This is a genomic window from Nocardioides sp. (assembly GCF_041393715.1).
Taxonomy (GTDB): domain Bacteria; phylum Actinomycetota; class Actinomycetes; order Propionibacteriales; family Nocardioidaceae; genus Nocardioides.
Genome location: NZ_JAWKJQ010000009.1, coordinates 85,394 through 109,532 on the forward strand (window position 1 = coordinate 85,394; position 24,139 = coordinate 109,532).

Genomic DNA, 24,139 nt, shown 5'->3' on the forward strand with positions numbered 1-24,139 from the left:
TCGGAACCGAGGTGTCCCATGTCCCACTCCTCCGACTCGTCGCCGCCCCCGGCCACCACCGCCAGCAGTCCCGCGCGCGGGGTGCGCGGCCTCGGGCTCGTCGTCATCCTCGTCGGTCTGCTGATGGCCGTCGCGGGTGTCGTCACCTACGTCACCGTGCAGCAGACCCTGGCCGACCAGAAGATCACCGTCGCCGACGACGCCGACTTCCTGGCCGGCGACAAGGTCGACGGCCCGTTCAGCGCCTACGCCCAGGCGATGGTGATCGGCAAGCACGCCGAGGAGATCGGCGGCGGCAAGACCTACGCCGAGCTGGCCCAGGACGACCCGGCACGCGACACCGTGATGACCGCGTCGTTCCTGCAGGCCAGCCTGTTCACCTCGGTGGTCGCCTTCGGGGTCGCCGTCCTGGTGATCGCCCTCGGGGGGTTGCTGGTCCTGATCGGCCTGGCCCTGCGTCGCCTCTCGCCCTGACGTCCGCGTGCAGTGGGTCACCTCGGCGCCCGCACCCCGGTGACCACGCCCACGCTGCGGATCAGGCCCGCGACGACTAGCGTCAGAGCAGCGGGACTCGCGCCCGGACCCTCGACGCGGAGGTCGGCATGGACGTCGCGGCGGCCACCCTGGTGGCTCCGACCCTGCTCGCCGTGCACGGCCGAGACCGCAGCCGGCTGCTCGACATCCTCTGGGAGCTGCAGCGCCGGCACGGACACCTGCCCGAGGCCGAGCTCGCGGCGGTCGCCGAGGGCCTCGGGACCACGCTCGGTGACGTCCGGCAGACCGCGTCGTTCTATCACCTCTTCCGCCAGCGGCCGGCCGGACGTCACGTGCTCTACCTCGCCGACACGGTGCTCGCCCGGATGCACGGGTACGCCGACGTGCTGGCCGCCCTCGAGCAGGAGACCGGCGCCCCCCTCGGCGGGATCGACCCGACCGGCACCTTCGGACTGCGCTCGACGCCCTGCCTCGGGCTCTCCGACCAGGAGCCCGCGATGCTCCTCGACGACGTGGTGTTCACCCGGCTCACCCCGGCGCGGGTCAGCGAGATCGTCGGTGGGCTGCGCGACGGCCGAACGCCGCGCGAGATCGCCAACCCCGACGGGATCCCCACGCATCTGCGGGAGTACGTCGACGCGCTGGTCGAGACCAACGTCCGCACCCACGGCCCCGTCTTCTTCCGACCGCGCACCGACGTCGCCGAGATCATCCGCGAGGCGGTCTCGCGTCCGCCGGAGACGCTGCGCGAGCGGGTCTCCCTGTCCGGGCTGCGTGGCCGCGGCGGCGCCGGCTTCGACACCGGCCTGAAGTGGAAGCTCACCGCCACCACGCCGGCCGACATCCGCTACGTCGTCTGCAACGCCGACGAGGGCGAGCCCGGGACCTTCAAGGACCGGGTGCTGCTCACCCGCCAGCCCGAGCTGGTGATCGCCGGCATGGTGCTCGCGGCCTATGCCGTCGGCGCCCGGCACGGGATCATCTACCTGCGCGGGGAGTACGCCTACCTGCGCCACTACCTGGCCCACCAGCTCCACGAGCTGCGCGAGCACGGAGCCCTGGGCACCGACATCGGCGGCCGGGCCGGCTTCGACTTCGACATCCGGATCCAGCTCGGCGCGGGCGCCTACGTCTGCGGCGAGGAGTCGGCGCTGCTCGAGTCTTGCGAGGGCAAGCGCGGGACGCCGCGGCTCAAGCCGCCGTTCCCCGCCCAGGTCGGCTTCCAGGGCCACCCGACGATCGTCGACAACGTCGAGACCTTCGCCGTGGTCACCCGGGTGCTGGAGGAGGGACCGGAGTGGTTCAGCCGGATGGGCACCGAGGACTCCGCCGGCACCCGCCTGCTGAGCGTCGCCGGCGACTGCGAGATCCCGGGGGTCCACGAGGTCGCCTGGGGTACCACGCTGCACGACGTGCTGACCCGGGTCGGCGCCCCCGACGCACACGCCGTCCAGGTCTCGGGCCCCGCCGGGGAGCTGGTCTCCGTGGCCCGCAACGGCCACCGGCGGCTGGCCTACGAGGACCTCGGCTGCAACGGGGCGTTCACCGTCTTCGACGCGAGCCGCGACCTCCTCGACATCGCCCGGCAGCACCTGCGCTTCTTCGTCGGCGAGTCCTGCGGCATCTGTGTGCCCTGCCGGGCCGGCAACCCCGCGCTGCTCCAGCTCTCCGACCGGATCGCCGTCGGCCACGCCGACGCCGCGGACCTCGAGCACGTGCAGTCGTGGGCGGCGCTGCTGCGCGGCACCAGCCGCTGCGGCCTGGGCGTCAGCTCCTCCAAGCCGCTGACCACGACGTTGCGCGAGTTCCCGGAGCTCGCGACGGCCGCGCCGGAGTCGGCGCTCCTGGCGTCATTCGACGAGGACGCCGCGGTGTCGGCGTACGCACCGATGGCCGCCGACCTGACCCGGACCCGCGCCGAGGCGGCGCACACGGAAGGAGCCGAGGCGTGAGCATCTCGCTGACCGTGGACGGCATCCCGGTCACCGTCGAGGAGGGAGCGACGGTGGCCGAGGCCGCCACGGCGGCGGGCGTCTATGTGCCCACGCTGTGCTTCCACGACGACCATCCACCGCTCGGGACCTGCCGCGTCTGCACCGCAAGGGTCGACGGACGGCTGGTCGCCGCCTGCACCACGGTGGCCCCCGACGGGGCGGTGGTCGAGGTGGCGACCGAGGAGGTCGCCGCGCTCCGGCGGCAGGTGGTCGGGCTGCTGTTCGCCGAGGGCAACCATGTCTGCCCCAGCTGCGAGAAGAGCGGGCGGTGCGACCTGCAGGCGGTGGCGGCCGAGACCGGGATGCTGGCCTCGGAGTTCCCCTACCGCTACCCCCGGCGGGAGACCGATCCCGGAGATGCGCGACTCTGGCTGGCCCGCGACCGATGCATCCTGTGCCAGCGCTGCGTCGAGCTGGTCCGCGACGACGCCGGGCAGCCGGTCTTCACGCTGAGCGGTCGCGGGCCGGGCGCCCGCGTGGAGCTCGACCACGAGCGCGCCGACGGGCTGAGCGAGGAGCAGGTCGACGCGGCCGTCGACCTCTGCCCGGTCGGCGCCATCCTCCGCAAGGGAGTCGGGTACGACGACCCGATGGGCGCCCGCCGCTACGACACGGCCAGCATCCGGGAGCGGGCCCTGCGAGGGGAGCCACGATGACCGACGGCCCACGCGAGCTCTCCCACGACCTCCCGCGCACCCCTGCCGACGAGGCCACCCTCGAAGCCCGGCGCGGCAAGCTGAAGGTCGCCACCATCTCGCTGTGCGGGTGCTGGGGCTGCAACCTCTCGACCCTCGACCTCGACGAACGGCTGCTGCCGCTGCTCGACAGGGTCACCATCGACCGGTCGTCGTTCACCGACATCAAGCGGATCACCGGCCGCTGCGACGTCGGCCTCGTCGAGGGTGGGGTGGCCAACGAGGAGAACATCGAGACGCTGCGGCACTTCCGCGAGCACTGCGACGTGCTGGTCTCGGTCGGCGCCTGCGCCAACTGGGGCGGCGTCCCGTCCCTGCGCAACAGCATCGGCCTGGGCGAGTGCCTCGCCACGGCGTTCCTCGACTCCCCCACCGCGGTCCCCGGCGACCGGCCCACGATCCCGCTGCACCCCGAGATCCCGCAGCTCACCGACCGCGTCTATCCCTGCCACGAGGTCGTCCACATGGACTACTTCCTGCCCGGCTGCCCGCCGTCCAACGACGCCGTCTTCGCGGTGCTCGACGCGGTGGCGCACGGGCGGCCGATCGAGCTGCCGACCTCGCTCACCCACTTCGACTGACCACCCGACGCCACCAGGAGCACCCATGTCACGCAGGATCGTCATCGACCCGGTGACCCGCATCGAGGGCCACGGCAAGGTCGTGGTCACCCTCGACGAGGACGACCGGGTCGCCGACGCCAAGCTGCACGTGGTCGAGTTCCGCGGCTACGAGCGGTTCGTGCAGGGACACCCCTACTGGGAGGCACCGGTCCTGCTGCAGCGGATCTGCGGCATCTGCTTCGTGAGCCACCACCTCGCCGGCGCCAAGGCCCTCGACGACATGGTCGGGGTCGGCCGGGCGATCACCCCGACGGCCCTGAAGATGCGTCGGCTGGGGCACTACGCCCAGATGCTGCAGTCGCACACCGCGGCCTTCTTCCTGCTGTCCGCCCCGGAGATGCTGTTCGGCATCGACGCACCGCCCGAGGTGCGCAACGTGGTCGGCCTGGTCGAGGCCGACCGCGACCTGGTCACCCGCGTGGTGATGCTGCGCAAGTGGGGCCAGGAGATCCTGCAGACGATCTACGGCAAGCGGATGCACGGCATCAGCGCGGTGCCGGGCGGCGTCCAGAAGGGGCTCACGATCGCCGAGCGCGACCGGTTCCTGCTCGGCCGCGACGGCGTGCCCTCGATGGACGCCGTGCTCGACCAGGCCCAGGACGGGCTGCGACTCTTCGCCGACTTCCACGAGCGGAACCGCGAGATGGTCGACTCCTTCGCTCCGGTGCCGATGCTCAACATGGGGCTGGTCGGGCCGGACGGCGACGTCGACTACTACGACGGCCGGCTGCGGGTGGTCGGCCCGGCGCGCGAGGTGGTCACCGAGCTCGACGACCACGACTACCTCGACCACTTCTCCGAGGCGGTCGAGGAGTGGAGCTATCTGAAGTTCCCCTTCCTCAAGGCGTTCGGTCGCCAGCAGGGGTCGGTGCGCGTCGGGTCGCTGGCCCGGATGAACGTCACCCGGCACCTGCCCACGCCGCTGGCCGACGCGGAGCTGCGACGGTTCCACGACTACAGCGACGGCCTCGCCAACGCCCGCACCCTGCACGGCAACTGGGCCCGCGCGATCGAGCTGCTGCACGCCGCTGAGGTGGTCCGCGGGCTGCTGGAGGACCCCGACCTGCAGGGCACCGACCTGGTGGTCGACCCCGGCCGGGAGGCGTGGACCGGCGAGGGCATCGGCGTCGTGGAGGCGCCGCGCGGCACGCTGATCCACCACTACCGCGCCGACGACGACGGGGCGATCACCTTCGCCAACCTGATCGTCGCCACCACCCAGAACAACGAGGTGCTCAACCGCACCGTCCGCGCGGTCGCCGAGCAGGAGCTGTCGGGGAAGGCCGAGATCACCGAGGGCATGATGAACGCCGTCGAGGTCGGCATCCGGGCCTACGACCCGTGCCTGTCGTGTGCCACGCACGCGATGGGGCAGATGCCGCTGGTGGTGTCGGTCTACGACGCTGCCGGCGAGCTGGTGGCCGAGCGGGTGCGCGGGTGAGCGCGTCTCTGCTGCGGCCCCGGCCGACGGGGTTGTGTGTCCGAGCCGTCGTGGTGCCGGCGTGAGCGGATCACCCGACCCGGCACCGGCCGCGATCGACTGGGACCACTTCGCCGGTGCCGACTGTCTGGTCTACGGCATCGGCAACGTGGGTCGCGAGGACGACGGACTCGGCTGGGCGGTGGTCGACTGGCTCGAGTCGACCGGTCGGGCGGGCGCCGCGACGTTGCACCGGGGCTACCAGCTGGTGCTCGAGGACGCGGAGCTGGTCAGCCGGTTCGCCCGCGTGCTCTTCGTCGACGCGACCAAGGAGGTCGGGGTCGACCGGGTCGCGCTGTCCCGGCCGGAGCCGGCGTACGACGTGCCGTTCAGCTCGCACGCCCTGACCGTGCCGACCGTGCTCGCCACCGCACGCCTGTGCTTCGACGCCGAGCCGGAGGCCTGGCTGCTCGCGCTGCGCGGACACTCCTTCGACCTGCAGGTCGGGCTCAGCGAGGGGGCCCGGAGCAGCCTGGCGGCGGCGGGGGTGTCGCGAACCTCCGGGCCCGACCTTCCCTAGAATCCCCGCGTGGGCTGGCTGGAGGACATGCAGGCGCGCAGCCGGCAGCAGGCCGCGGAGGCGGTGGCCGCCGTCCATGCGCAGCTGCCGCCGGAGGCACCGCGGGCGGTCGCCGACGAGATCCCGGTGCGGGGCCCCGTCGAGGCCGTGATCGCGTGGTACATCGGCTGGGTCGGGCTCGCGCCCGCTGACGTCTACGGCATCGTGCCCTCGGTCAGCAACGACAGCATCGTCGCGGTGACGATCGTCTACCTCGACCGCCCCGAGTACGCCGCGGCGCGCGCCCGCCTGCAGCGCTGAGCAGGCCGGCCACGGTCAACCCCGGTTGCGGCGCCAGACCACGATCGACTGACCCGTGAGCGGCTGCCGGAGCACCGGGAGGTTGCTCGGCCGGGCGGCGGGGTCGGCCGGCCGGCGCGACAGGGCCTGCCGCAGCGCCTCGCGGGTGGCCTCGATCTCGGCCACCAGCTCCTGGTTGCGCAGCCGCAGCGCGTCGACCTGGTTCTCGAGGTCGAGGATCCGGCGCACCCCCTCGATGCCGATGCCCGACGAGGTCAGGTCGGAGATCAGCCGCAACAGCTCGATGTCGCGGTGGGAGTAGCGGCGGCCGCCGCCACCGGTGCGGCCGGGCGTGATCAGCCCCAGCCGTTCGTAGGACCGCAGCGTCTGCGGATGGAGGCCGGTCAGCTCGGCGGCCACGCTGATGACGTAGACGGCGGCGTCGGGGGCGGGCGGGGTCGGGCCGGAGCTGACCATCACGAGTCCTCGAACAGGTTGCCGCGCAACGGCTTGCCGGCGGTCGCGGCCCGGTAGTCCTCGACCGCTCGGCGCGCCGCCTCGTCGAGCACCGCGGGCACCTGGACCTCCACGGTGGCCAGCAGGTCACCGCGGGTGCCGTCGGACTTCTGGGCCCCCTTGCCACGCACCCGGAAGGTGCGGCCGTTGGGCGTGCCCGACGGGACCTTCAGGGTCACCGGCCCACCGCCGAGCGTCGGGACCTTGACCTCGGCCCCGAGCGCCGCCTCGTCGAACGAGATCGGCACGTCGAGGGTCAGGTTGTCGCCCTTGCGGCCGAACAGCCGGTGCGGCGTCACCTTGACCGTGACGAACAGGTCGCCGGCGGGGCCGCCGTTCTCCCCCGCGCCGCCCTTGCCGCGAAGCCGGATCTTCTGGCCGTTCTTGACGCCGGCGGGGATGCGGGCGGAGATGGTCCGCGCGGACATCCCGCGCCCGCTGCCGTGGCAGGTCGGGCAGGGCTCGTCGTAGATCAGCTGCCGGCCGCCGCAGGCGGGGCAGGTCTCGTTGAGCGAGAACGCTCCGCCGACCGAGGCCACGACGAACCCGGCGCCGTCACACTCGGGGCAGACCTTGGGCTTGGTGCCCGGCTTGCCGCCACTGCCCTTGCAGTCGGGACAGGCGGAGTCGGAGGTCAGCCGCAGCGAGATGGTGACGCCGTCGATGGCGTCGGTGAAGCTGATCGTCGCCGAGGTCTCCACGTCGGGGCCCTTGCTGGGTCGCGGCTGGGCGCGGCCGCGGGAGAAGCCCCCGCCGAAGAGGTCGCCGAACATGTCGCCGAAGCCGCCACCCCCGCCACCGGCGCGGTCGCGCAGGAGGTCGTTGAGGTCGAAGCCGCCACCACCCCCACCGCCGAAGCCGCCGGGGAAGCGACCGCTGCCGTAGAGCGAGCGCATCTCGTCGTACTTCGCGCGCTTCTCGGGGTCGCCCACGACGTCGTAGGCCTCGGCGACCGCCTTGAACTTCTCGTGCTTGGCGTCGTCGCCCGGGTTGGAGTCGGGATGGTTGGCGCGGGCGAGCTTGCGGTAGGCCTTCTTGATCTCCTCGGCCGAGGCGTCCTTGCCGACGCCCAGCTCGGCATAGAAGTCCTTGGTCGCCCAGTCGGCCCGGAAGCCGTCGGTGGTGCTCATCCGTTTCCCCTCCCTTCCTCGTCGTCGGGCGCCGGGGCGGCGCGGTGGTGCCAGCCGGCGCTAGTCGGCGTCCTCGGCGGGCGCCTCGGCGGCGGCCCGCTCCTCCCGCAGCGGGGCCGGGTCGACGACCAGCACCTGCGCGGCCCGCAGCACCCGGTCACCGAGCCGGTAGCCCGACTTGGCGACCACCTTGCAGGTGGTGACCAGCACCGTCGGGTCCTCGCCCACGTGGGAGAGGGCCTCGTGGATGCGCGGGTCGAACGGGTCGCCGGGCTGGCCGAACTTGGTCAGCCCGAGGGTCGAGACGATCCGCTCGAGCTGCTCGGCCACCGCGCGCAGGCCCTCGTCGAGAGGGCCGTGCTCGCGGGCGCGGTCGATGGTGTCGAGGACCTCGGTGATCGGCGCGAGCGAGGCGTAGGTCGCGTTCTCACGCACCAGCTCGCGGTCGCGCTCGACGCGGCGCTTGTAGTTGACGTACTCGGCCTGGAGGCGCTGCAGGTCGGTCGTCAGCGCGGCCACGTCGCGCTGGGCGCGAGCAAGGTCGTCTCCCATCTCGGCGCCGACGGGCGCCTGCGCACCGTCGACGGCACCGGTCCCGAGCCCGGCCTCGACCTCCGTCGCGTCGGTGGACTCCCCGGCAGCGTCGCCGAAGGAGCCCACCTCCGCAGCGGTCGCCTCGTCGAGCTCCTGGGGGTCGCGAGGCTGGTCGGTCACTGCTCGCCGCCCTCCCCGGACTCGTCCACGATCTCGGCGTCGACCACGTCGTCGTCGGCCTCGCCGGTCGAGCCCGTGGAGCCGCCCGCCGCGGCCGAGTCGGCCTCGGCGGCGGCGTACATCGCGGCGCCCATCTTCTGGCTGGACTCGTTGAGCTTGGCCACACCGGCCTGCAGCTCCTCGGGCGTGGCCTCCTCGTTGGCCAGGGAGGCCTTGAGGGCATCGACATCGGCCCGGACCTCGGTCTTGACGTCGTCGGGGATCTTGTCGCCGTTGTCGTCGAGGAACTTCTCGGTCGTGTAGACGAGCTGGTCGGCCTGGTTGCGGGCCTCGACCGACTCTCGACGCTTGGCGTCCTCGGCGGCGTACTGCTCGGCCTCCTTGACCATCCGGTCGATCTCGTCCTTGCCGAGCGCCGAGCCCCCGGAGATCGTCATCGACTGCTCGCGGCCGGACGCGTGGTCCTTGGCGGAGACGTGGACGATGCCGTTGGCGTCGATGTCGAAGGTCACCTCGATCTTCGGGACGCCGCGCGGTGCCGGCGGCAGACCGGTGAGCTCGAAGTTGCCGAGGGGCTGGTTCTGCGCCCACATCGGCCGCTCGCCCTGGGCCACCTTGATCTCCACCGACGGCTGGTTGTCGTCGGCCGTGGTGAAGATCTCCGAGCGCTTCGTCGGGATCGTGGTGTTGCGCTCGATCAGGCTGGTCATCACGCCGCCCTTGGTCTCGATGCCGAGGCTCAGCGGCGTCACGTCGAGCAGGAGCACGTCCTTGACCTCGCCCTTGAGGACGCCGGCCTGCAGGGCCGCGCCGACCGCGACGACCTCGTCGGGGTTGACGCCCTTGTTGGGCTCCTTGCCGCCGAGCAGCTCCTTGACCAGGTCGGTGACAGCGGGCATCCGGGTGGAGCCGCCGACCAGGACGACGTGGTCGATCTTGGCCACCTCGACGCCACCATCCTTGAGCACCTGCTGGAACGGCGCCTTGGTGCGGTCGAGCAGGTCGGAGGTCATCTTCTGGAACTCCGAGCGGGTCAGCTTCTCCTCGAAGTGGAGCGGGCCGGACTCGCCGTGGGTGATGTAGGGCAGGTGGATCGTGGTCTCGCTCGAGGACGACAGCTCGATCTTGGCCTTCTCCGCGGCCTCCTGGAGGCGCTGCTTGGCGATCTTGTCGGCCGCGAGGTCGACGCCGTTGTTGTCCTTGAACTTCTTGACCATCCAGTCGACGACCCGGGCGTCCCAGTCGTCGCCGCCCAGCAGGTTGTCACCGGAGGTCGCCTTGACCTCGACGACGCCCTCGCCGATCTCCAGGAGGGACACGTCGAACGTGCCACCACCGAGGTCGAACACCAGGATCGTCTGGTCCTCGCCCTTGTCGAGGCCGTAGGCCAGGGCGGCCGCGGTCGGCTCGTTGACGATGCGGGACACGTTGAGGCCCGCGATCTCACCGGCCTCCTTGGTGGCCTGGCGCTGCGCGTCGGAGAAGTACGCCGGCACGGTGATCACCGCGTCGGTCACCGGCTCGCCGAGGTAGGCCTCGGCGTCGCGCTTGAGCTTCTGCAGCACGAACGCGCTGATCTGCTGGGGCGTGAACTGCTTGTCGTCGATCGCGACGGTCCAGTCGGTGCCCATGTGGCGCTTGACCGACCGGATGGTCCGGTCGACGTTGGTGACCGCCTGACGCTTGGCCACCTCGCCGACCAGCACCTCGCCGGCCTTGGCGAAGGCGACCACCGACGGGGTGGTGCGTGAGCCCTCTGCGTTCGCGATGACGGTGGGCTCGCCGCCCTCGAGGACGGCGACGACGGAGTTCGTCGTACCGAGGTCGATGCCGACCGCACGTGCCATGTGTGTGATACCTCCGGTGATCGGCCCTGCGGGGCCTGGGGTGTGCCCGCTCGCGCGGACCTTGCTGACGACCGGCCGCGGGCCGCGGCCGGGGTGACTGTGGGCGAAGTTGAGTCGCTTGCGCTCAAGTCTATTCATGGTGCTCAACGCAGGAGGATCCGGGGTTGTTCCCGCCGCCGACGCCCGGCAGAAGTCAAGGGTTTACGGCGTGACCGCGCGGCGCTAGCGTGCGCTCCGAGGGCAGGTGCTGCTGCCCCGATCTCGGGCAAGGGGGAAACATGCACCACCGATCTGCGCGCGCGTCCCTGGTGGCCATCGCCATGCTGGCGGGCCTGATGCTGACACCGGCGCCGCCGGCCCAGGCCGCTGCCTATGCCGGTCCGTGCCAGCGGGCCATGTACATCTCGTACTACTCCACCTACTGGATCAGCTACGAGAAGTACTTCCCGATCGCCAACGGCGACTACCAGACCAACTGCTACATGTCGCGAGGCGCGTCCGGCAACCATGTCAAGGCCCTGCAGCTGGCGCTCAACCGCTGCTACGCGTCGACCATCGGCACCCCGCTCGTCGTCGACGGCAGCTTCGGTCCGCTCACCGAGTCGGCCCTGAAGAAGGTCCAGAGCAAGCTCAAGATCGCCGTCGACGGGGCCTACGGCAACCAGACCCGGACGGCCATGGCCTGGCCGGTCTACGCCTATCCCTACCGCGCCGGAGGCTCGCGGACCTACGACAACCGCTGCGACTAGGTCGTGTCGAGCATGGAGCGGGTCCGGCCTGGCCGGAGGTTCCACCAGGCCCACGCACGAGCCATGGTCGCGGCGATCGCCGTGGTCGGCATCCTGCTGGCCTCGCCCCCGCTCGGCGCGGGCGCGTCACCCGCGGCGGCGGGCCCGCCGCCCACGAGCGCCGGCGACGGGGTTCGGCGGATCGCCCCCAACGGCCGGGTCGCGGTGGCGTCGCGCACCAAGCTGCTCGGCCCGGACTGGCAGCGCTCGCGCGACCTCGCGTGGACCGTCCGGGGCGACGCGTCGGGTCTGCACGTCCTGGTCGCCCGGAAGTCCGAGGGCTACGGGTGGTCGACGCTGGCCACGCTGGGTGACTCCTCGATCGAGACCGACCGCTGGATCGGCAATGCGTGTCTCAGCGGCTCGGGGACGCGGTTGTTCGTCGTCTACGCACCGCGCACCTTCACCAACGACGAGACGCTGACCACCCGAGGCGGGTTCACCGCCGTGGTGGACATGGCGACCGGGCGGGTCCGGACGCTGCCCGAGCACGCGTCGCTGGCCTACTTCAGCCCGGGCTGCGGCACCGGCGAGACCGCGGTGTTCACCCAGGAGGGCGCCGAGGGCGGCGCGCGGAAGACCCGCCTGCTGACCGTCGACGGCGTCCGCGGCCGGGTGACGACGACCCGCGTCGTGAAGGGTCAGGTCACCTCCGCCGTGCCCTACGGCAACGGCTTCGCCGCCGTGCGCGGCTCGGCAGTCCTGGCGTTCCGCCCCGGCGCCAAGCCCCGCACGCTGGCGACGAGCGCCGGCCGGATCTCGCGGGTGAGCCCCCTGCCGGACGGGTCGATCGTCTTCATGGACACGACGGCGACCAGGAGCCGGGTGTCCCGTCTCGCGCGCGGCCGGACGACCGCCCTGGCCAAGGCGCCGGTCGGCCGCATCGACGTCCGCCGGACACCGCTGACCGGCGGCGCGGTGATCACCGGGACGGAGGTGACGGCGCTGAGGCCGATGCCCGCCCCGGTCAGCACCTGGGCCGTCAAGGCCGGGTCGGTCGTCTCGAGCGCCGGCGAGGCCGCCGTGACGAAGGCCCTCTCGGCGCTGGACCGCACGGTCGCCACGGCCGCCGCGACCCCGGCAGCCTCCTCGCCCGACCTCGACGCCTCGCTGCGGGTCGCCACCACCGTGGCGGTGCGCGACACCGGCAAGACCCTCCGCGGGAGGGTCGGCACGAGCGGATCCGTCAGCCGCGCGGCCCGCACCGGGTCCCGGGCCGCGGCCCCGCTCCTCGCGCGACCCGCCGGCACGGCCACCGCCACCGTCGAGGCCGAGCGCAGCTGCTCGATCCCGCGCAACGACCCGACCCAGCAGATCTACCAGCCGACGCCGCGCCAGGTGGAGTGGGCCGTCGACCAGGCGGTGCAGAACAACCTGAAGATGACCCGCCCGGCGGGTTGGAAGGACTCCCACACCACCGCCTCCTGGACACCGCAGGGGATGTTCCCACTGCCGACGCTGACCGGCGGCACCACGATCCCGGCACCGCTGGTGCTCGGCGTCTTCGCCCAGGAGTCGAACCTCTGGCAGGCGTCCAACCACGCGGTCTACGGCCAGACCGGCAACCCGCTGGTCGGCAACTACTACGGCCGGCCGATCTACGACGCCAGCTCCGCCAACGACTGGGACGTGGTGTGGGACGACGCCGACTGCGGCTACGGGATCTCGCAGATGACCGACGGCATGGTGCTCGCCGGTCGTGAGCAGCCCGGCCAGGTGGCCGCCCTCCCGATCAACCAGCAGCGGGCCATCGCCCACGACTACGCCAGCAACATCGCCGCCGGCGTCCGCCTGCTCGCCCAGAAGTGGAACGAGGTCAGCGCCGCCGGCCTGACCATCAACAACGGCGACTCCACCAAGCTGGAGAACTGGTTCTACGCCGTGTGGGCCTACAACACCGGCTTCCACGCCCAGGGTGCGGACCCCGACGGCGCCTGGGGCCTGGGCTGGCTGAACAACCCGGCGAACCCGCGCTACGACGAGAACCGCTGGACCTTCCTCGACGCCAACAGCGGGGGCAGCCCCGCCGACGCGGCCGACCCCGCGCGGTGGCCCTACCCCGAGAAGGTGCTCGGGTTCGCCTCGCAGTCGCTCGGCGTCCCGGAGTACGACTACAAGAACGCCAGCGGCGTCGTCGTCCACGACACCTACGGCGTGGCGTTCACCGGGGTCGCCTGGTGGAACGACGTCTACGCGCGCACGGCGCAGAAGCCGCCGCTGCTGACCTTCTGCGACTCGCGCAACTCCTGCGGGATGGCCTCGGGGGCGAGCGAGGCGACGTGCAGCTTCGTCGGCTCCAAGTGCTGGGTCCACTACTCCGCCACCTGGAAGTCCGACTGCTCCTACAGCTGTGGCAACGGCTACTCCCGGTTCAACACCACCTATCCCGAGCAGGGAGACGGCTGGGCCTACCCACCACACTGCTCGCTGTCGGACCTGCCGGCCGGCGCCCTGGTGATCGACGATGTCGCCGCCTCGGGTGTCACCCCTCAGGCGTCCTTCTACGGGTGCACCCGAGCCGCCGCCTCCGCCGGCACGTTCGGCTTCACCTTCGCCAGCGACAGTGCGGGCCTGTTCCCGTCGAAGGTGGACACCCACCAGATCGGTGGGGGCTTCAACGGTCACTTCTGGTTCGCGCACACCCGCTCCCAGACCGCCAACCCGGCGCTGGGGGTCACCGGCAAGTGGACGTTCACGACGGCGGTCAACGGCTGGGGCCGGGTGCTGGTGCACATGCCCGACCATGGTGCGCACACCAGCGAGGCGTCGTACCAGATCTACCGGGGCGCCGGCACGCTCCAGGGCGGCACGCGCACCAAGACCCGCGTGGCCGCCCAGCGGATCGGGCGCAACGGCTGGGTGTCCCTCGGGGTGCTGCAGTTCGCCGGCAAGCCGAACATCAAGCTGAGCAACCTGACGAAGTACGGCGTCGGCGACAACGACATCGCCTGGGACGCGGTGGCGATCGTGCCGCTGTCCAAGAAGCCGACCAAGTTCGTGGTGGCCCTGGGCGACTCCTACTCCTCGGGCGAGGCGGGGGTCAACGACGAGAGCGACTACTTCCACGAGACCAACGTCGATGGCAGCAACCCGCTGCGGCGCAACGCCTGCCACCGGTCACGCTTCGCCTGGTCCCGGCGCGCCGTCCTGGCCGGCAACCTCAACGAGTCCATCGGCAGCCGCGAGGACCGATGGGACCCCACCTTGGACTATCACCTGATCGCCTGCAGCGGGGCCCAGACCGAGAACATCCTCTCGGCGTCCCGAGCGGCCACCAACGAGTGGGGCCAGAAGGGCCAACGGGAGGGCCAGGCGGCCAACTCGCTCCCGCAGCTCGACCAGGGCTACCTCGACGAGAACACCACCCTGGTGACGATGAGCATCGGTGGCAACGACGCGCGCTTCGGGCCGATCATGGCGGTCTGCGACAACCCGGTGCACAACCCGCTCACCAGCTGCCAGGACACCACCCTCGACGGCGACAGCGGGCCGCTGACCACGGCCGAGCCGAGCATCATCCAGACCGATGTTCGGCTGTCGATCGAGACCACCCTCGCCGAGATCCACCACTTCGCGCCCAACGCCAAGATCGTGCTGATGGGCTATCCCCGGCTGATCCAGGACGGGAGCTGCACCGTCGACGTCACCATGGCGGAGGTCAACTGGATCAGCGACATGACCGACGTGATGCGCGACCAGATGGCGCTGGCAGCGCAGCACGCGACGGCCGCCGGAGCCCCCACCACGTTCGCCGACCCGATCGGGGACTTCGCGGGTCGCGGCGCGTGCGCCCCCGATGCCGCCATCACCGACGAGGTGCTCAGCCGCACCGAGGGCGACGAGCCGTTCGGCACCAGCAGTCCGGTCAGCCAGCAGTCGTTCCATCCGAACTACGACGGCACGGGACTGTATGCCGATGCACTGAACCGTGCCTTGCGGAGCATCGGACAATGACCGGGTGAGCATCGCGGGACGAGCGGCGGGGCTGGCGACGGTCACCGCACTGTTCGCCGCGACCGGATGCTCGACCCCGGAGGAGCAGGGGCTCGACGCGCCCGCCGCGACCGCGCGCAGCTATGTCGACGAGGCCGCGTCGGGCTTCGCGGACGCCTTCCGAGGCGCGCCGGGCCGCCGGGGCGTCGAGGAGTTCGCCGACCGCCTGGCCACCGAGGACTCCGGCAGCCTCCAGGTCGTCGTCCTGTCCCGGGACGCCACGCCGACCAGCGGTGAGATCGGGATGGCCGTCTACAGCGAGGCCGGCGGGTCTCGCGACGGCGACCCCTTCGGGCACTGGACGATCCGGATGTGCGTCACCCTGGTGGCCGAGGGAGCCGCCGACCCCGAGGTCACCGTCGAGCGACGTGCCTGCCCGGACATCCCGGATCCCTCGGGGATGGACGTCGACGCCACCGTCGACTACTGACGGTCCGGCTGGCGGCTACTGGATGCGGAGGATGGTCCCGGAGGCTCCGCAGCGGGTGCTGACCTTGGTGGTGAGGGGAGTGCCGGGGAGCACGGCACGCCAGCCGTAGAACCCCTTCTGACCGAGGCTGACGGAGTCGGTGCGCACCGACGAGGAGGGGCCGGTCAGGGTCACCGACCGCCAGCGCGCCTGCTTGGCGGTGGTGCACCGCACCGCGTCACGCGAGGCGAACGGGCCGTAGAGCCTGGCGATCGCGTCACGCGAGAACGTCGGGGGCAGGCCCGCCGCCGCGACCCGGGCGAAGACCGCCTGACCGCGGGCCACGGGCGTCTTCGTGGGCCGCACCGAGAGCGTCGGCACCGCCTTGAGGAGCACCGACTGCCCGCAGCCGCCGGCCGCCACGTTGTAGGCGTCGGCCGGGACGCGCACCGACCAGCGGTAGACCCCGGCCACGTCGACGCGCGTCTCGGGCACGGGATAGCTGCCGTCCGCGGCCACCTGCTCGGTGACCCGAGCGACCTCCGAGGCAGTGTCACAGGTGGGCTGCTCCCCCGGGGCGAACGGCCCGTGCAGCCTGAGGGTGGCCACCCGGGGCGAGGCGTAGCCATCGGCGAGGTGGGTCACGCCCGGCACCGGAGAGGAGGTGGTGCGCTGGTCGGGCGTGGTCACCCACGCGCGCGGGGTGGCCTGGACGGCGACCCGCGAGCGCGCGGTCAGCACGATCTTGCGGCCCGCGACGACGACCCGCGACCCGCCGGGTCGCACCGGCCGGCGTACGAACAGGCGGTCGGAGGGCACCCGTTGCACCTGCACCACCACCGGGCGCGGGCCGGCGACCCGGGCGGCCGCGGTCTCGACGACGGTCCCGTCGGCGTCGGTCGTGCCGGCGAGGGTGCGCCCGTCGAAGCCGATCCGGACCGGCAGGTGCGCGACCGGCTGTCCGGTGCTCTGAGTGGTCACCCGCACCTGCACCTGCACGCTGCCTCCGAGCACCGCGCCCGTCGTGGTCACCCGGACCCGATAGGGGCCGGCCAGCTCGCGAGGTGTCGAGCATGTAGCGCGCCATCCCGAGGATCGTGTCGCGCGCCCGGTCTGTCGCAGCCGCCGCTCGGTGCCGCGACCGGTCAGCCGGTAGCGGCCGCCGTGGAGCAGGTGGTCGAGCGCGGCCTCGACGGCGGCGGCCTGCGCATCGGAGTCGTAGGTGCCGTACTTCGCCACCAGCCAGGCCGCCCGACGGACCCGGGAGCGATCCACGGTCACGGGACCGCTGCCGCGCAGCGTGCTCGCCCAGTGTCCGTCGCGGAAGCCGCCGGTGCGGGGCCGGGCTGCGGGGTCGATCCGGTAGACCGCGCGGTGGGACGCCGTGCGGGAGCCGAACCAGCCACCGGCGGCGGTGCCGTCGGCGCGGAGCCGATAGCCGGTGCGGGGTCCGTCGGCGGCCGCCTGGCCAGGGGTGAGGGCGACCAGCGAGACCGCAGCGAGGAGGGCAGCGACGACGAGCGCCGTCCGGCGTGGAGGGGTCATCGGCTCACTGGTCGTCGGGGTCGATGGGGACGATCGGGCCGATGGTCGACCCTCCGGACTTGCCGCCGGACTTGCCGCCGCCTCCGGACGTCTGACCACCGCTGTTGGGCGCGGTCGACGTGCTGGACCCGGTGGAGGTCGCGGGCGGGCTCATCGGCTCGGGCGGCGGTGGCATCACCTCGAGCCGCCCCGGTCGGCGATCGCCAGCCCCTGACGGCCGCGAACGACCCAGGTGGCGGTGCCGGGGTAGAGGTCGGTCAGCACGACGACGGCCGGGTGGCCGGGGCGCAGCCGGAGCCGGCGTACGACGCTGCTGCCGTCGGCCGTGCGCACCCGGACCTCGGCGTGGACCACCCTGGACGGGGCCGCGACCCGGAGCGTGACCTCGCACGGCGCCGTGGACGCGGCGGCCGCGGCCAGGACCGGCCGGTGCAGGAGCGTCGGCGCGGCGAGCACCTCCTGGGCCGGCAGGGCAGCCACCGCCGGGGCCGCCTCCTCCGGCACCGCTGCCTCGGCGCGGCGTCGGCACCACCGGGGCCGCGGCCTCGTCGACCGCGGCGCCGGCGCCGGGGTCCTCGGTGCTCGACGCCGCCAGCTCACCGTCACGGCCGTTGAGGAGCGGCGCGGCCACGACCGCGCCGGCGGCCAGCAGCACGGCGGTCGCTGCCACCAGCGAGCTGCGGCGACGGCGGGCGGGCGGGGCGGGTGGGGCGGGAGGGAGCGGCAACGCGGCCGGACCGGGTTCGCTGCGGGCGATCGGGACCACGACGGCCGCGGGCGCATGCGCGTCGCGCACCAGCTCCTCGATCGAGTCGACCGTGCCGTCGGGGTGCACGGCCAGGTGGTTGACGACGCCGCCGGCGCCGGTCACGGTCACGCCGACCTGGCGGCCGAGCGGAGCCGCGACCTCGTCGGCGACCTGCTGCAGGGCGGCGAGGTAGCGACCCTCGGCGGTGCCGTCCGCCTGGACGGGTACGCCGTCCACGGACACCGCCCCGGCCGTGAGCTCGACCGAGACCCAGGGCGAGGCACTCAGCCCAGGGTCGTGACTCGGATCGCCGCCCACAGCGCGTCCCTTCCCCATGTCCGTGTCGCTGTCCGAACTGCCGTCCGAGAGCGGCCGCCGCCGACGATCCTCGCCCATCTCCCGCCGAACGGCAACGGGGGGAGCTCGCGGGCGGGGCTGGTCGACGCGGGCTCAGACGCCCAGCTGACGACCCCAGTGCTCGAGCAGGCCGGCCAGCCGGGTGCGCTCGAGGTCGGTCAGCCCGGACACCAGTCGGTGCTCGTTGGCCATGTGCACCCCGAACAGCCGGTCGATCAACGCCACCCCGTCGTCGGTGAGTCGCACCCGGCGCGCCCGGGCGTCGTCGGGGTCCACGGTGCGGCGCACCAGGCCGGCCGACTCGAGCCGGTCGACCCGCTTCGTCACCGCCCCGGAGGTGACCATCGTGGTGGCACCCAGGGCGCCCGGGGACAGCTCGTAGGGCGAGCCCGAGCGCCGCAGCGCGGCCAGCACGTCGAAGTCGCCATCGCTCAGCCCGGCCTCGGCGAACACCGGGCGCAGCTCGTCGTGGAGATGCTGGGAGAGCCGGTGCAGCCGGCCGATGATGCCCTGGGGCGAGACGTCGAGGTCGGGACGCTCGACCGCCCACTGGGCCATGATCCGTCCCACGTGGTCGAGGTTCTCGGTGGCCATGTCTGGAATATATCTTCTCCGGAAGGTATTATATCTTCCATGGAAGATATTCGTCGGGTCACCCTGTTCACGATGATCGCCCCGATCGCCTGGGGCTCGACCTACCTGGTCACCCAGACCCTGCTGCCGCCCGACCGGCCGCTGTTCGCGGGGCTGGTGCGGGCCCTGCCGGTCGGGCTGCTCCTGCTCGCCTGGCGTCGCGAGCTCCCGCGCGGCTCGTGGTGGTGGCGTGCGGGGCTGCTGGGCGTCCTCAACATCGGCGCGTTCTTCGCCCTGATCTTCCTCGCGGCCTACCACCTGCCCGGCGGGCTGGCCGCGACGATGACGGCCGTCTCCCCCATCGTCGTGATGCTGCTCGCCTGGTGGTGGGCGGCCGAGAGGCCCCGCCCCGCCGGCCTGCTCGGGGGGCTCGTGGGCCTGGTGGGCGTGGCCCTGCTGGTGCGCGAGGCCGGCTTCGCGGCCGACCCGGTCGGCGTGGCGGCCGCGCTCGGGGCGGTGGCCACCTCCGCGGTCGGCTTCACGCTGGTGCGCCGCTGGACGCCACCGACCGACCTGCTCACCTTCACCTCGTGGCAGCTGGTCGCCGGCGGCCTGGTGCTGCTGCCGGTCGCGCTCCTGGTGGAGGGCGCGCCACCCGAGATCGACGGCCGGGCACTGGTCGGCTTCGCCTACCTCGGCCTGGTCGGCACCGGGCTGGCCTACCTCGCCTGGTTCACCGGCGTACGCCGGCTCGGTGCGGGGCCGACCGCCCTGATCGGGCTGGTCAACCCGGTCGTGGGCACGCTGCTCGGCGTGGCCGTCGCCGGAGAGGCGTTCGGCTGGAGCCAGCTCGCGGGGATGGCGATGGTGCTCGGAGGCGTGCTCGCCGGACAGCCCGCCGCGACGTCGATGCTCCGCTCGCGGCCGCGGTGGACCCGCAGCGGCACGACCTCAGCCGATGGTGACCGTGACGCGGTTGGAGAACTTGCCCTTGGCGGTGTCTGCGACGCGGAACCGGTTGGGCCCCGGGCGACCGGTCTGGATGTAGGTCGAGAAGCTGCCGCCGGAGACCTGGGTGGTCACCGGGAACGCCACCCACTGACCACCGTCGAGTCGCTGCACCTGCAGGATCGCGCCGTCGCCGCCGGGGTAGGTGCCGGTGAGGTCGATCTGCTGCATCGGCGCGACTGACCGCTGTCCCGCGGTGAGCGAGATCGCCGTCTTGGCCTTGCGCTTCTTGGTCTTCGTGGGCGTGCCCGGCTGACTGCTGCCGTCGGAGCCGGACGAGCTGTCGGACACCGGGGTCTTCGACAGCGAGACGTCGGGGAGATAGAGGGTGTCCCCGCCGTCGCCGGTGCTGTCGCCCGTGCTCCCGCCGAGACCCACCAACCGCGACCCGGCCAGCGTGCCGACGCCGACCAGCAGCCCGAGCAGCGCGGAGACGACGACCAGGGCCACCATCCCCCAGAGCACAGGATGCTCCTTGCGATCGGCCACCGCTCCCCCTTCTCGGTCGACGCCGAACTGTCCACCACCACGAACCCTGCCATGGTCGCCGATCGCCCCAAAGGGTGGTCCGTCCGTCAGGCGTCGGCGGACGGCTCCCCTCGGGCGGCACGCGCGGTCCGCTCCGCCCGGGCGTGCTCGTCGGTGCGGACGTCGTAGGCCCAGAAGTCGCGGAGCCAGGCCGCCGTGGCCACCACTCCCGCGACGCAGGCCACGCCGCCGCTGACGATCGAGCCGCGCACCGACCACAGGTCGGCCACCACGCCGGCCCGGACCTGTCCGCCCAGCGGGCCGAGGGAGTAGGACAGCATCTCGATCCCGGCCAGCCGCCCTCGCATCCGCTCGGGGATGGTCTGGTTCCAGACGATCCCGCGGAACACCGCGGAGACCATGTCGGCGGCGCCGGCAAGGGTGAGGAACAGCAGCACCAGGCCCCAGCTGGGGCTGAGACCGGCCAGCGCGATGCACGCGCCGTACGCCGACGCGGCGACGACGATCGCGCGTCCGTGGTGGTGCACCCGAGCCGTCCAGCCGCTGAGCGCGGTGGCGAGGAGGGCGCCGACGGTCTCGGCGGAGTAGAGCGGGCCGAGCAGCTCGGGCCGCTGGAAGACCTTCTCGGCGAGCGCGGGGAACAGCACGACCGGGAAGGCCAGCAGCATCGCGGCGATGTCGACGAGGTAGGTGCCCAGCAGGTCGCGACGACCCAGCGCATAGCTCAGGCCCTCGCGGATGCCCTGCAGGCTGGGCGGCGTCGTCTCCTCCTGGTGGGGGTAGGGCCGCATCGCCGCGAACAGCAGGGACGCGACCGCCAGGCCCGCCACGTCGACGACGAAGCACCAGCCGACGCCGACGAGGCTCACGAGCAGCCCGCCGATCGTCGGACCGACGAGCAGACCGAGCTGCATGCCGAGGCTGGTCAGCGCGTTGGCCGCCGGGATCTCGTCGTGCCGGACCGTGCGCGGCATCAGTGCCTCGCGCGAGGGCCGCTGCATCGAGCCTGCGGCGGCCAGCAGCCCGGCCAGCACGAAGATCACCCACACCTGGGGGTCCTCGAGGAACGCGTTGACCGCGAGCCCGGCCGTCAGCACGAGCTGGGCGATGCCGGTCAGCACGAGCAGCCGACGCCGGTCCACGTGGTCGGCCAGGGCGCCGCCGTACAGCCCGAAGACCAGCAGCGGCACCAGCTCGACCGCCCCCAGCGCACCCACGGCGATGTTGGACCCGGTCAGCCGGTAGACCTGGAACGGCATCGCGACATAGCTGACCATCCCGCCGAGGTAGAACACCGTCCCGGCGCTGAACAACAGCCGGAAGTCGCGCGAGGTGCGCAGCGGTGTGACGTCCACGCGGATCGCCCGCAGTCGGTCGCGCCAGGTCACGAGTGCTGATCGTCGCAGGCGAACGCCCGACGGGTCACCTGGTTATCGAGGGGCGGTCGCGTCGAGCGAGCGCGGGTCCCGCGGTCGGCGGCCCCACCGACGGCGCACCCATTGACGGGCGCCCGGCCGCGTCGTTGACTGGAGGATCCGGTCCGAGGCCAGGGAGGTTCCCATGTCAGGCAAGGTCGTGCACTTCGAGATCCCGTTCGACGACGGTGACCGCGCGCGAGGCTTCTACGGCGAGGTGTTCGGCTGGCAGCTGATGGCCATGCCGGAGATGGGCTACACGATCGTGATGACCGGACCGACCGACCCGGAGCAGGGGCCGACCGAGGCCGGCTTCGTCAACGGCGGCATGTTCGAGCGCTCCGACCAGTTCCCCGGCAAGGGCCCCAACATCGTCATCGACGTGGCGAGCATCGACGAGGCGCTCCGCAAGGTCGAGGAAGCCGGCGGCGCGGTCGTCACCCCGCGGATGCAGGTCGGCGACATGGGCTTCACCGGCTACTTCACCGACACCGAGGGCAACCTGATGGGGCTCTGGGAGAGCGCCTGACCGACCTTGCCTGCTGTCGGGGGACTCGTGGCCCGCATGGCTGTCACGCTGCGTGAGCTCCACACCACCGACCTCGACCGGATGTTCGGGTGGGAGCAGCACCCGGCCGCCGTCGCGCTGGGGGCGCGGCATCGCCTCGGCGGCCCTGCGGGCGTTCCTCGAGATCGAGACCACGCGACCGTTGTGCGGGCGGGTCGCGGCCCACAACCTGGGCTCGGCGAGAGTCCTGGAGCGGGCAGGCTTCGTCCGCGTCGGGAGCGACGCGGGCTTCGCCGCGGGCGCGGGCCGCGAGGTGGTGGAGCACCTCTACGAGCTGGCTCGGTGACGACGCCTCAGCCGACCGGGTCCGCCTCGGCCTCGGCGAGCAGCTCCCGCGCGTCGTCGTGACGCTCCGCGTCGACGAGCAGGCGGCGCGGGAAAGCGCCGATCGAGCCTTCCATCACCGAGATGTTGGAGTCGACGAGTGCGGTGACGATGCCGTGGTCCTCGCACAGCGCCGCGACGAAGCTGAGCAGCACGTGGTCGTTGCTGCGGATCAGCTCGGTCATCCGGCGGCCGCCGGCATAGGTCGTCATCGCGGGGAGCCGACCAGGTCGCGCACCGTGATCCGGGCTCCGCGACGGGGGACGCTGGTGATGTTGCGGACCCGCGGCTCGTCGTCGCCGACCGCCTCGACGTCATAGGTCGTGAACACCTCGCGGAGCACCGCCACCGCCTCCATCAGCGAGAAGCCGGCACCGATGCACCGTCGTACTCCGCCGCCGAACGGGATCCAGGTGTTCGGCGCCGGACTCCGGCCGACGAACCGCTCCGGCCGGAACTGCTCCGGCTCGGGGTGGTTGTCGGCGCGTGCGTGCGAGAGCAGGATCGAGGCCCCGACGGTCGCACCACGTTGCAGGTGGATGCCGGCCACCGTGGCCGGCCCCATCAGGGTGCGGACCACCATGGGGATCACCGGATGGAGTCGCATCGACTCCTGCGCGATGGCCTCCAGCCACTCGTCGTCACCCGCCGCCGCGGCCGCGCGGGCCCGGGCCCGCTGGGCAGGGTCACGGCCGACCTCGTAGAGCGCCCAGGCGAGGGCGGTCGCCGTGGTCTCGTGCCCGGCCAGCAGCAGGGTGACCAGCTGGTCGCGCAGCTCCGGGTCGCTCAGCCGGTCGCCGCCGTCGTCGACCCGGATCAGCTGGGAGAGCACGTCGGTGCGGTGCTCCAGGTCGGGCGAGGCGCGCCGCTCGGCGATCTCGGCATAGATCAGCCGGTCCAGGGAGTACGACGTCTCGACGGCGCGCTTCCACATGCCGAACCGCTGCAGTCGTGGGATCCCCCACCCGAGCAGCACCGTCGGGCTGACGTCGACGGTGGCGTTGACCAGCGGCCGCAGCCGGGCCAGCCGGCCCTCGTCGGTGACGCCGAAGACGACCCGCAGGATCACCTCGAGGGTGAGCGCGTTCATCCGGTCCAGTGACCGGAAGGGCCGCCCGGTCTGCCAGGAGCCGACCTCGGCCTTGGCGACGCCGGTGACGAGGTCCTGGTAGTCCTGCAACGCCCGCGGGCTGAACGCGGGCATCAGCAGCTTGCGGGCCCGCTTGTGCTCCGCGCCGTCGACGAGGAGGAGCGAGTGCTCGCCCATGATCGGCCCGAGGATGCCGTTGCCCTTGCCGGCATGGAAGAGGTCGGGGTCGCCGGCGAAGATCTCCTTGATCGCCTCGGGGCGGGTGAAGATCACCAGCGGGCGTCCCTCGGGGATCAGCCGCACCGTGAAGGTGTCACCGAAGCGCCGCCGGAGATAGGGCACGAACCGGTGCCGGAAGCGGAGCAGGGCGGCACTCTGCACGAGCGCCGGCCAGCGCGGTCCGGGTGGCAGACCGGCGGTGTCGACCGACCGTGACCGCCCCGCGCCGAACGGCCGCATCCGGGCGAAGCGCTGCTGGCTGAGCCGGGCGATCTCGTCGTCGGGCATGGCCACCTCCTGGCGCGGGTTTCTACCAGGGT

At 72.5% G+C, this 24,139-nt stretch carries 24 protein-coding genes; 13 read left to right on the forward strand and 11 right to left on the reverse strand.

Going from position 1 to position 24,139, the window contains the following annotated elements:
- Positions 1–18: 18 nt before the first annotated feature.
- The 7 genes from R2740_RS14955 (at position 19) to R2740_RS14985 (ending at position 6,107) form a co-directional block, all read left to right on the forward strand.
- Entirely contained in the window at positions 19–474 is a 456-nt protein-coding gene (locus R2740_RS14955) for an aromatic ring-opening dioxygenase LigA (protein ID WP_371303485.1), read from the forward strand.
- Between the two features lie 128 nt (positions 475–602).
- On the forward strand, positions 603–2,447 hold the full coding sequence (locus R2740_RS14960) for an NAD(P)H-dependent oxidoreductase subunit E (RefSeq protein ID WP_371303486.1): 1,845 nt from the start codon (positions 603–605) through the stop codon (positions 2,445–2,447).
- Positions 2,444–3,145: a 2Fe-2S iron-sulfur cluster-binding protein gene (locus R2740_RS14965; protein WP_371303487.1), complete on the forward strand. Its 702-nt coding sequence runs from the start codon at positions 2,444–2,446 to the stop codon at positions 3,143–3,145. Before R2740_RS14960 ends, R2740_RS14965 begins: the two co-directional genes overlap by 4 nt.
- Positions 3,142–3,765 (forward strand): NADP oxidoreductase, encoded by a 624-nt coding sequence (locus R2740_RS14970; RefSeq protein ID WP_371303488.1) that lies wholly within the window; start codon positions 3,142–3,144, stop codon positions 3,763–3,765. Before R2740_RS14965 ends, R2740_RS14970 begins: the two co-directional genes overlap by 4 nt.
- Positions 3,766–3,790: 25 nt before the next feature.
- Entirely contained in the window at positions 3,791–5,248 is a 1,458-nt protein-coding gene (locus tag R2740_RS14975; RefSeq protein ID WP_371303489.1) for a Ni/Fe hydrogenase subunit alpha, read from the forward strand.
- 61 nt (positions 5,249–5,309) lie between these two features.
- Positions 5,310–5,807 carry a hydrogenase maturation protease gene (locus R2740_RS14980; protein ID WP_371303490.1) on the forward strand — a complete coding sequence of 166 codons (498 nt, stop codon included), beginning with the start codon at positions 5,310–5,312 and terminating at the stop codon, positions 5,805–5,807.
- A gap of 9 nt (positions 5,808–5,816) precedes the next feature.
- A complete protein-coding gene (locus tag R2740_RS14985) occupies positions 5,817–6,107 on the forward strand; it encodes a hypothetical protein (protein WP_371303491.1) in 291 nt (96 codons plus the stop codon).
- Positions 6,108–6,122: 15 nt separating this feature from the next.
- On the opposite strand, the gene R2740_RS14990 is transcribed toward R2740_RS14985, so the two are convergent.
- The 4 genes from R2740_RS14990 to dnaK are packed head-to-tail and all read right to left on the reverse strand — an operon-like array spanning position 6,123 to position 10,293.
- Positions 6,123–6,563: a heat shock protein transcriptional repressor HspR gene (locus tag R2740_RS14990; RefSeq protein WP_371303492.1), complete on the reverse strand. Its 441-nt coding sequence runs from the start codon at positions 6,561–6,563 to the stop codon at positions 6,123–6,125.
- The gene (gene dnaJ, locus R2740_RS14995; RefSeq protein ID WP_371303493.1) at positions 6,563–7,732 is read right to left on the reverse strand and encodes a molecular chaperone DnaJ; all 1,170 of its coding nucleotides are present in this window, start codon (positions 7,730–7,732) and stop codon (positions 6,563–6,565) included. The genes R2740_RS14990 and dnaJ overlap by 1 nt, the downstream gene beginning before the upstream one ends.
- Before the next feature lie 60 nt (positions 7,733–7,792).
- On the reverse strand, positions 7,793–8,446 hold the full coding sequence (gene grpE / locus R2740_RS15000) for a nucleotide exchange factor GrpE (RefSeq protein WP_371303494.1): 654 nt from the start codon (positions 8,444–8,446) through the stop codon (positions 7,793–7,795).
- The gene (dnaK, locus tag R2740_RS15005) at positions 8,443–10,293 is read right to left on the reverse strand and encodes a molecular chaperone DnaK (RefSeq protein ID WP_371303495.1); all 1,851 of its coding nucleotides are present in this window, start codon (positions 10,291–10,293) and stop codon (positions 8,443–8,445) included. The genes grpE and dnaK overlap by 4 nt, the downstream gene beginning before the upstream one ends.
- A 278-nt stretch (positions 10,294–10,571) precedes the next feature.
- On the opposite strand from dnaK, the gene R2740_RS15010 reads away from it, so the two are divergent.
- From R2740_RS15010 to R2740_RS15020, 3 genes are all read left to right on the forward strand, one after another.
- Positions 10,572–11,042, forward strand: a complete 471-nt coding sequence (locus R2740_RS15010; protein WP_371303496.1) for a peptidoglycan-binding protein — start codon at positions 10,572–10,574, stop codon at positions 11,040–11,042.
- Between the two features lie 63 nt (positions 11,043–11,105).
- Complete coding sequence (locus tag R2740_RS15015; protein ID WP_371303497.1) at positions 11,106–15,035, forward strand: SGNH/GDSL hydrolase family protein; 3,930 nt, start codon at positions 11,106–11,108, stop codon at positions 15,033–15,035.
- A 4-nt stretch (positions 15,036–15,039) separates the two neighbouring features.
- Positions 15,040–15,504: a hypothetical protein gene (locus tag R2740_RS15020; RefSeq protein ID WP_371303498.1), complete on the forward strand. Its 465-nt coding sequence runs from the start codon at positions 15,040–15,042 to the stop codon at positions 15,502–15,504.
- A 15-nt stretch (positions 15,505–15,519) separates the two neighbouring features.
- On the opposite strand, the gene R2740_RS15025 is transcribed toward R2740_RS15020, so the two are convergent.
- The 4 genes from R2740_RS15025 to R2740_RS15040 form a co-directional block, all read right to left on the reverse strand.
- On the reverse strand, positions 15,520–17,028 hold the full coding sequence (locus R2740_RS15025; protein ID WP_371303499.1) for a hypothetical protein: 1,509 nt from the start codon (positions 17,026–17,028) through the stop codon (positions 15,520–15,522).
- Between the two features lie 4 nt (positions 17,029–17,032).
- The gene (locus R2740_RS15030; RefSeq protein ID WP_371303500.1) at positions 17,033–17,182 is read right to left on the reverse strand and encodes a hypothetical protein; all 150 of its coding nucleotides are present in this window, start codon (positions 17,180–17,182) and stop codon (positions 17,033–17,035) included.
- A gap of 20 nt (positions 17,183–17,202) precedes the next feature.
- Entirely contained in the window at positions 17,203–17,508 is a 306-nt protein-coding gene (locus R2740_RS15035) for a hypothetical protein (RefSeq protein ID WP_371303501.1), read from the reverse strand.
- A 718-nt stretch (positions 17,509–18,226) separates the two neighbouring features.
- The gene (locus tag R2740_RS15040) at positions 18,227–18,727 is read right to left on the reverse strand and encodes a MarR family winged helix-turn-helix transcriptional regulator (protein ID WP_371303502.1); all 501 of its coding nucleotides are present in this window, start codon (positions 18,725–18,727) and stop codon (positions 18,227–18,229) included.
- Positions 18,728–18,766: 39 nt separating this feature from the next.
- On the opposite strand from R2740_RS15040, the gene R2740_RS15045 reads away from it, so the two are divergent.
- On the forward strand, positions 18,767–19,897 hold the full coding sequence (locus tag R2740_RS15045; RefSeq protein ID WP_371303503.1) for an EamA family transporter: 1,131 nt from the start codon (positions 18,767–18,769) through the stop codon (positions 19,895–19,897).
- A gap of 392 nt (positions 19,898–20,289) precedes the next feature.
- Here R2740_RS15045 and R2740_RS15050 read toward each other — a convergent pair whose 3' ends face one another.
- Complete coding sequence (locus tag R2740_RS15050) at positions 20,290–21,591, reverse strand: MFS transporter (RefSeq protein WP_371303504.1); 1,302 nt, start codon at positions 21,589–21,591, stop codon at positions 20,290–20,292.
- Between the two features lie 172 nt (positions 21,592–21,763).
- On the opposite strand from R2740_RS15050, the gene R2740_RS15055 reads away from it, so the two are divergent.
- Entirely contained in the window at positions 21,764–22,147 is a 384-nt protein-coding gene (locus R2740_RS15055; RefSeq protein WP_371303505.1) for a VOC family protein, read from the forward strand.
- 52 nt (positions 22,148–22,199) lie between these two features.
- Positions 22,200–22,472, forward strand: a complete 273-nt coding sequence (locus tag R2740_RS15060; protein WP_371303506.1) for a GNAT family N-acetyltransferase — start codon at positions 22,200–22,202, stop codon at positions 22,470–22,472.
- A 7-nt stretch (positions 22,473–22,479) separates the two neighbouring features.
- Here the strand turns inward: R2740_RS15060 and R2740_RS15065 are convergent, their stop codons facing one another.
- Positions 22,480–22,722 (reverse strand): DUF2007 domain-containing protein, encoded by a 243-nt coding sequence (locus R2740_RS15065; protein WP_371303507.1) that lies wholly within the window; start codon positions 22,720–22,722, stop codon positions 22,480–22,482.
- The gene (locus R2740_RS15070; RefSeq protein ID WP_371303508.1) at positions 22,719–24,107 is read right to left on the reverse strand and encodes a cytochrome P450; all 1,389 of its coding nucleotides are present in this window, start codon (positions 24,105–24,107) and stop codon (positions 22,719–22,721) included. The genes R2740_RS15065 and R2740_RS15070 overlap by 4 nt, the downstream gene beginning before the upstream one ends.
- Positions 24,108–24,139 lie beyond the last annotated feature (32 nt).

Excerpts from the sequence above, each read along its gene's own strand:
- R2740_RS14955 (WP_371303485.1), top strand. The coding sequence starts at position 19 with ATGTCCCACTCCTCCGACTCGTCGCCGCCCCCGGCCACCACCGCCAGC.
- R2740_RS14960 (WP_371303486.1), top strand. The coding sequence starts at position 603 with ATGGACGTCGCGGCGGCCACCCTGGTGGCTCCGACCCTGCTCGCCGTG.
- R2740_RS14970 (WP_371303488.1), top strand. The coding sequence starts at position 3,142 with ATGACCGACGGCCCACGCGAGCTCTCCCACGACCTCCCGCGCACCCCT.
- R2740_RS14975 (WP_371303489.1), top strand. The coding sequence starts at position 3,791 with ATGTCACGCAGGATCGTCATCGACCCGGTGACCCGCATCGAGGGCCAC.
- R2740_RS14990 (WP_371303492.1), bottom strand. The coding sequence starts at position 6,563 with ATGGTCAGCTCCGGCCCGACCCCGCCCGCCCCCGACGCCGCCGTCTAC.
- dnaJ (WP_371303493.1), bottom strand. The coding sequence starts at position 7,732 with ATGAGCACCACCGACGGCTTCCGGGCCGACTGGGCGACCAAGGACTTC.
- dnaK (WP_371303495.1), bottom strand. The coding sequence starts at position 10,293 with ATGGCACGTGCGGTCGGCATCGACCTCGGTACGACGAACTCCGTCGTC.
- R2740_RS15010 (WP_371303496.1), top strand. The coding sequence starts at position 10,572 with ATGCACCACCGATCTGCGCGCGCGTCCCTGGTGGCCATCGCCATGCTG.
- R2740_RS15015 (WP_371303497.1), top strand. The coding sequence starts at position 11,106 with ATGGTCGCGGCGATCGCCGTGGTCGGCATCCTGCTGGCCTCGCCCCCG.
- R2740_RS15025 (WP_371303499.1), bottom strand. The coding sequence starts at position 17,028 with ATGACCCCTCCACGCCGGACGGCGCTCGTCGTCGCTGCCCTCCTCGCT.
- R2740_RS15030 (WP_371303500.1), bottom strand. The coding sequence starts at position 17,182 with ATGAGCCCGCCCGCGACCTCCACCGGGTCCAGCACGTCGACCGCGCCC.
- R2740_RS15040 (WP_371303502.1), bottom strand. The coding sequence starts at position 18,727 with ATGGCCACCGAGAACCTCGACCACGTGGGACGGATCATGGCCCAGTGG.
- R2740_RS15045 (WP_371303503.1), top strand. The coding sequence starts at position 18,767 with ATGGAAGATATTCGTCGGGTCACCCTGTTCACGATGATCGCCCCGATC.
- R2740_RS15055 (WP_371303505.1), top strand. The coding sequence starts at position 21,764 with ATGTCAGGCAAGGTCGTGCACTTCGAGATCCCGTTCGACGACGGTGAC.
- R2740_RS15065 (WP_371303507.1), bottom strand. The coding sequence starts at position 22,722 with ATGACGACCTATGCCGGCGGCCGCCGGATGACCGAGCTGATCCGCAGC.
- R2740_RS15070 (WP_371303508.1), bottom strand. The coding sequence starts at position 24,107 with ATGCCCGACGACGAGATCGCCCGGCTCAGCCAGCAGCGCTTCGCCCGG.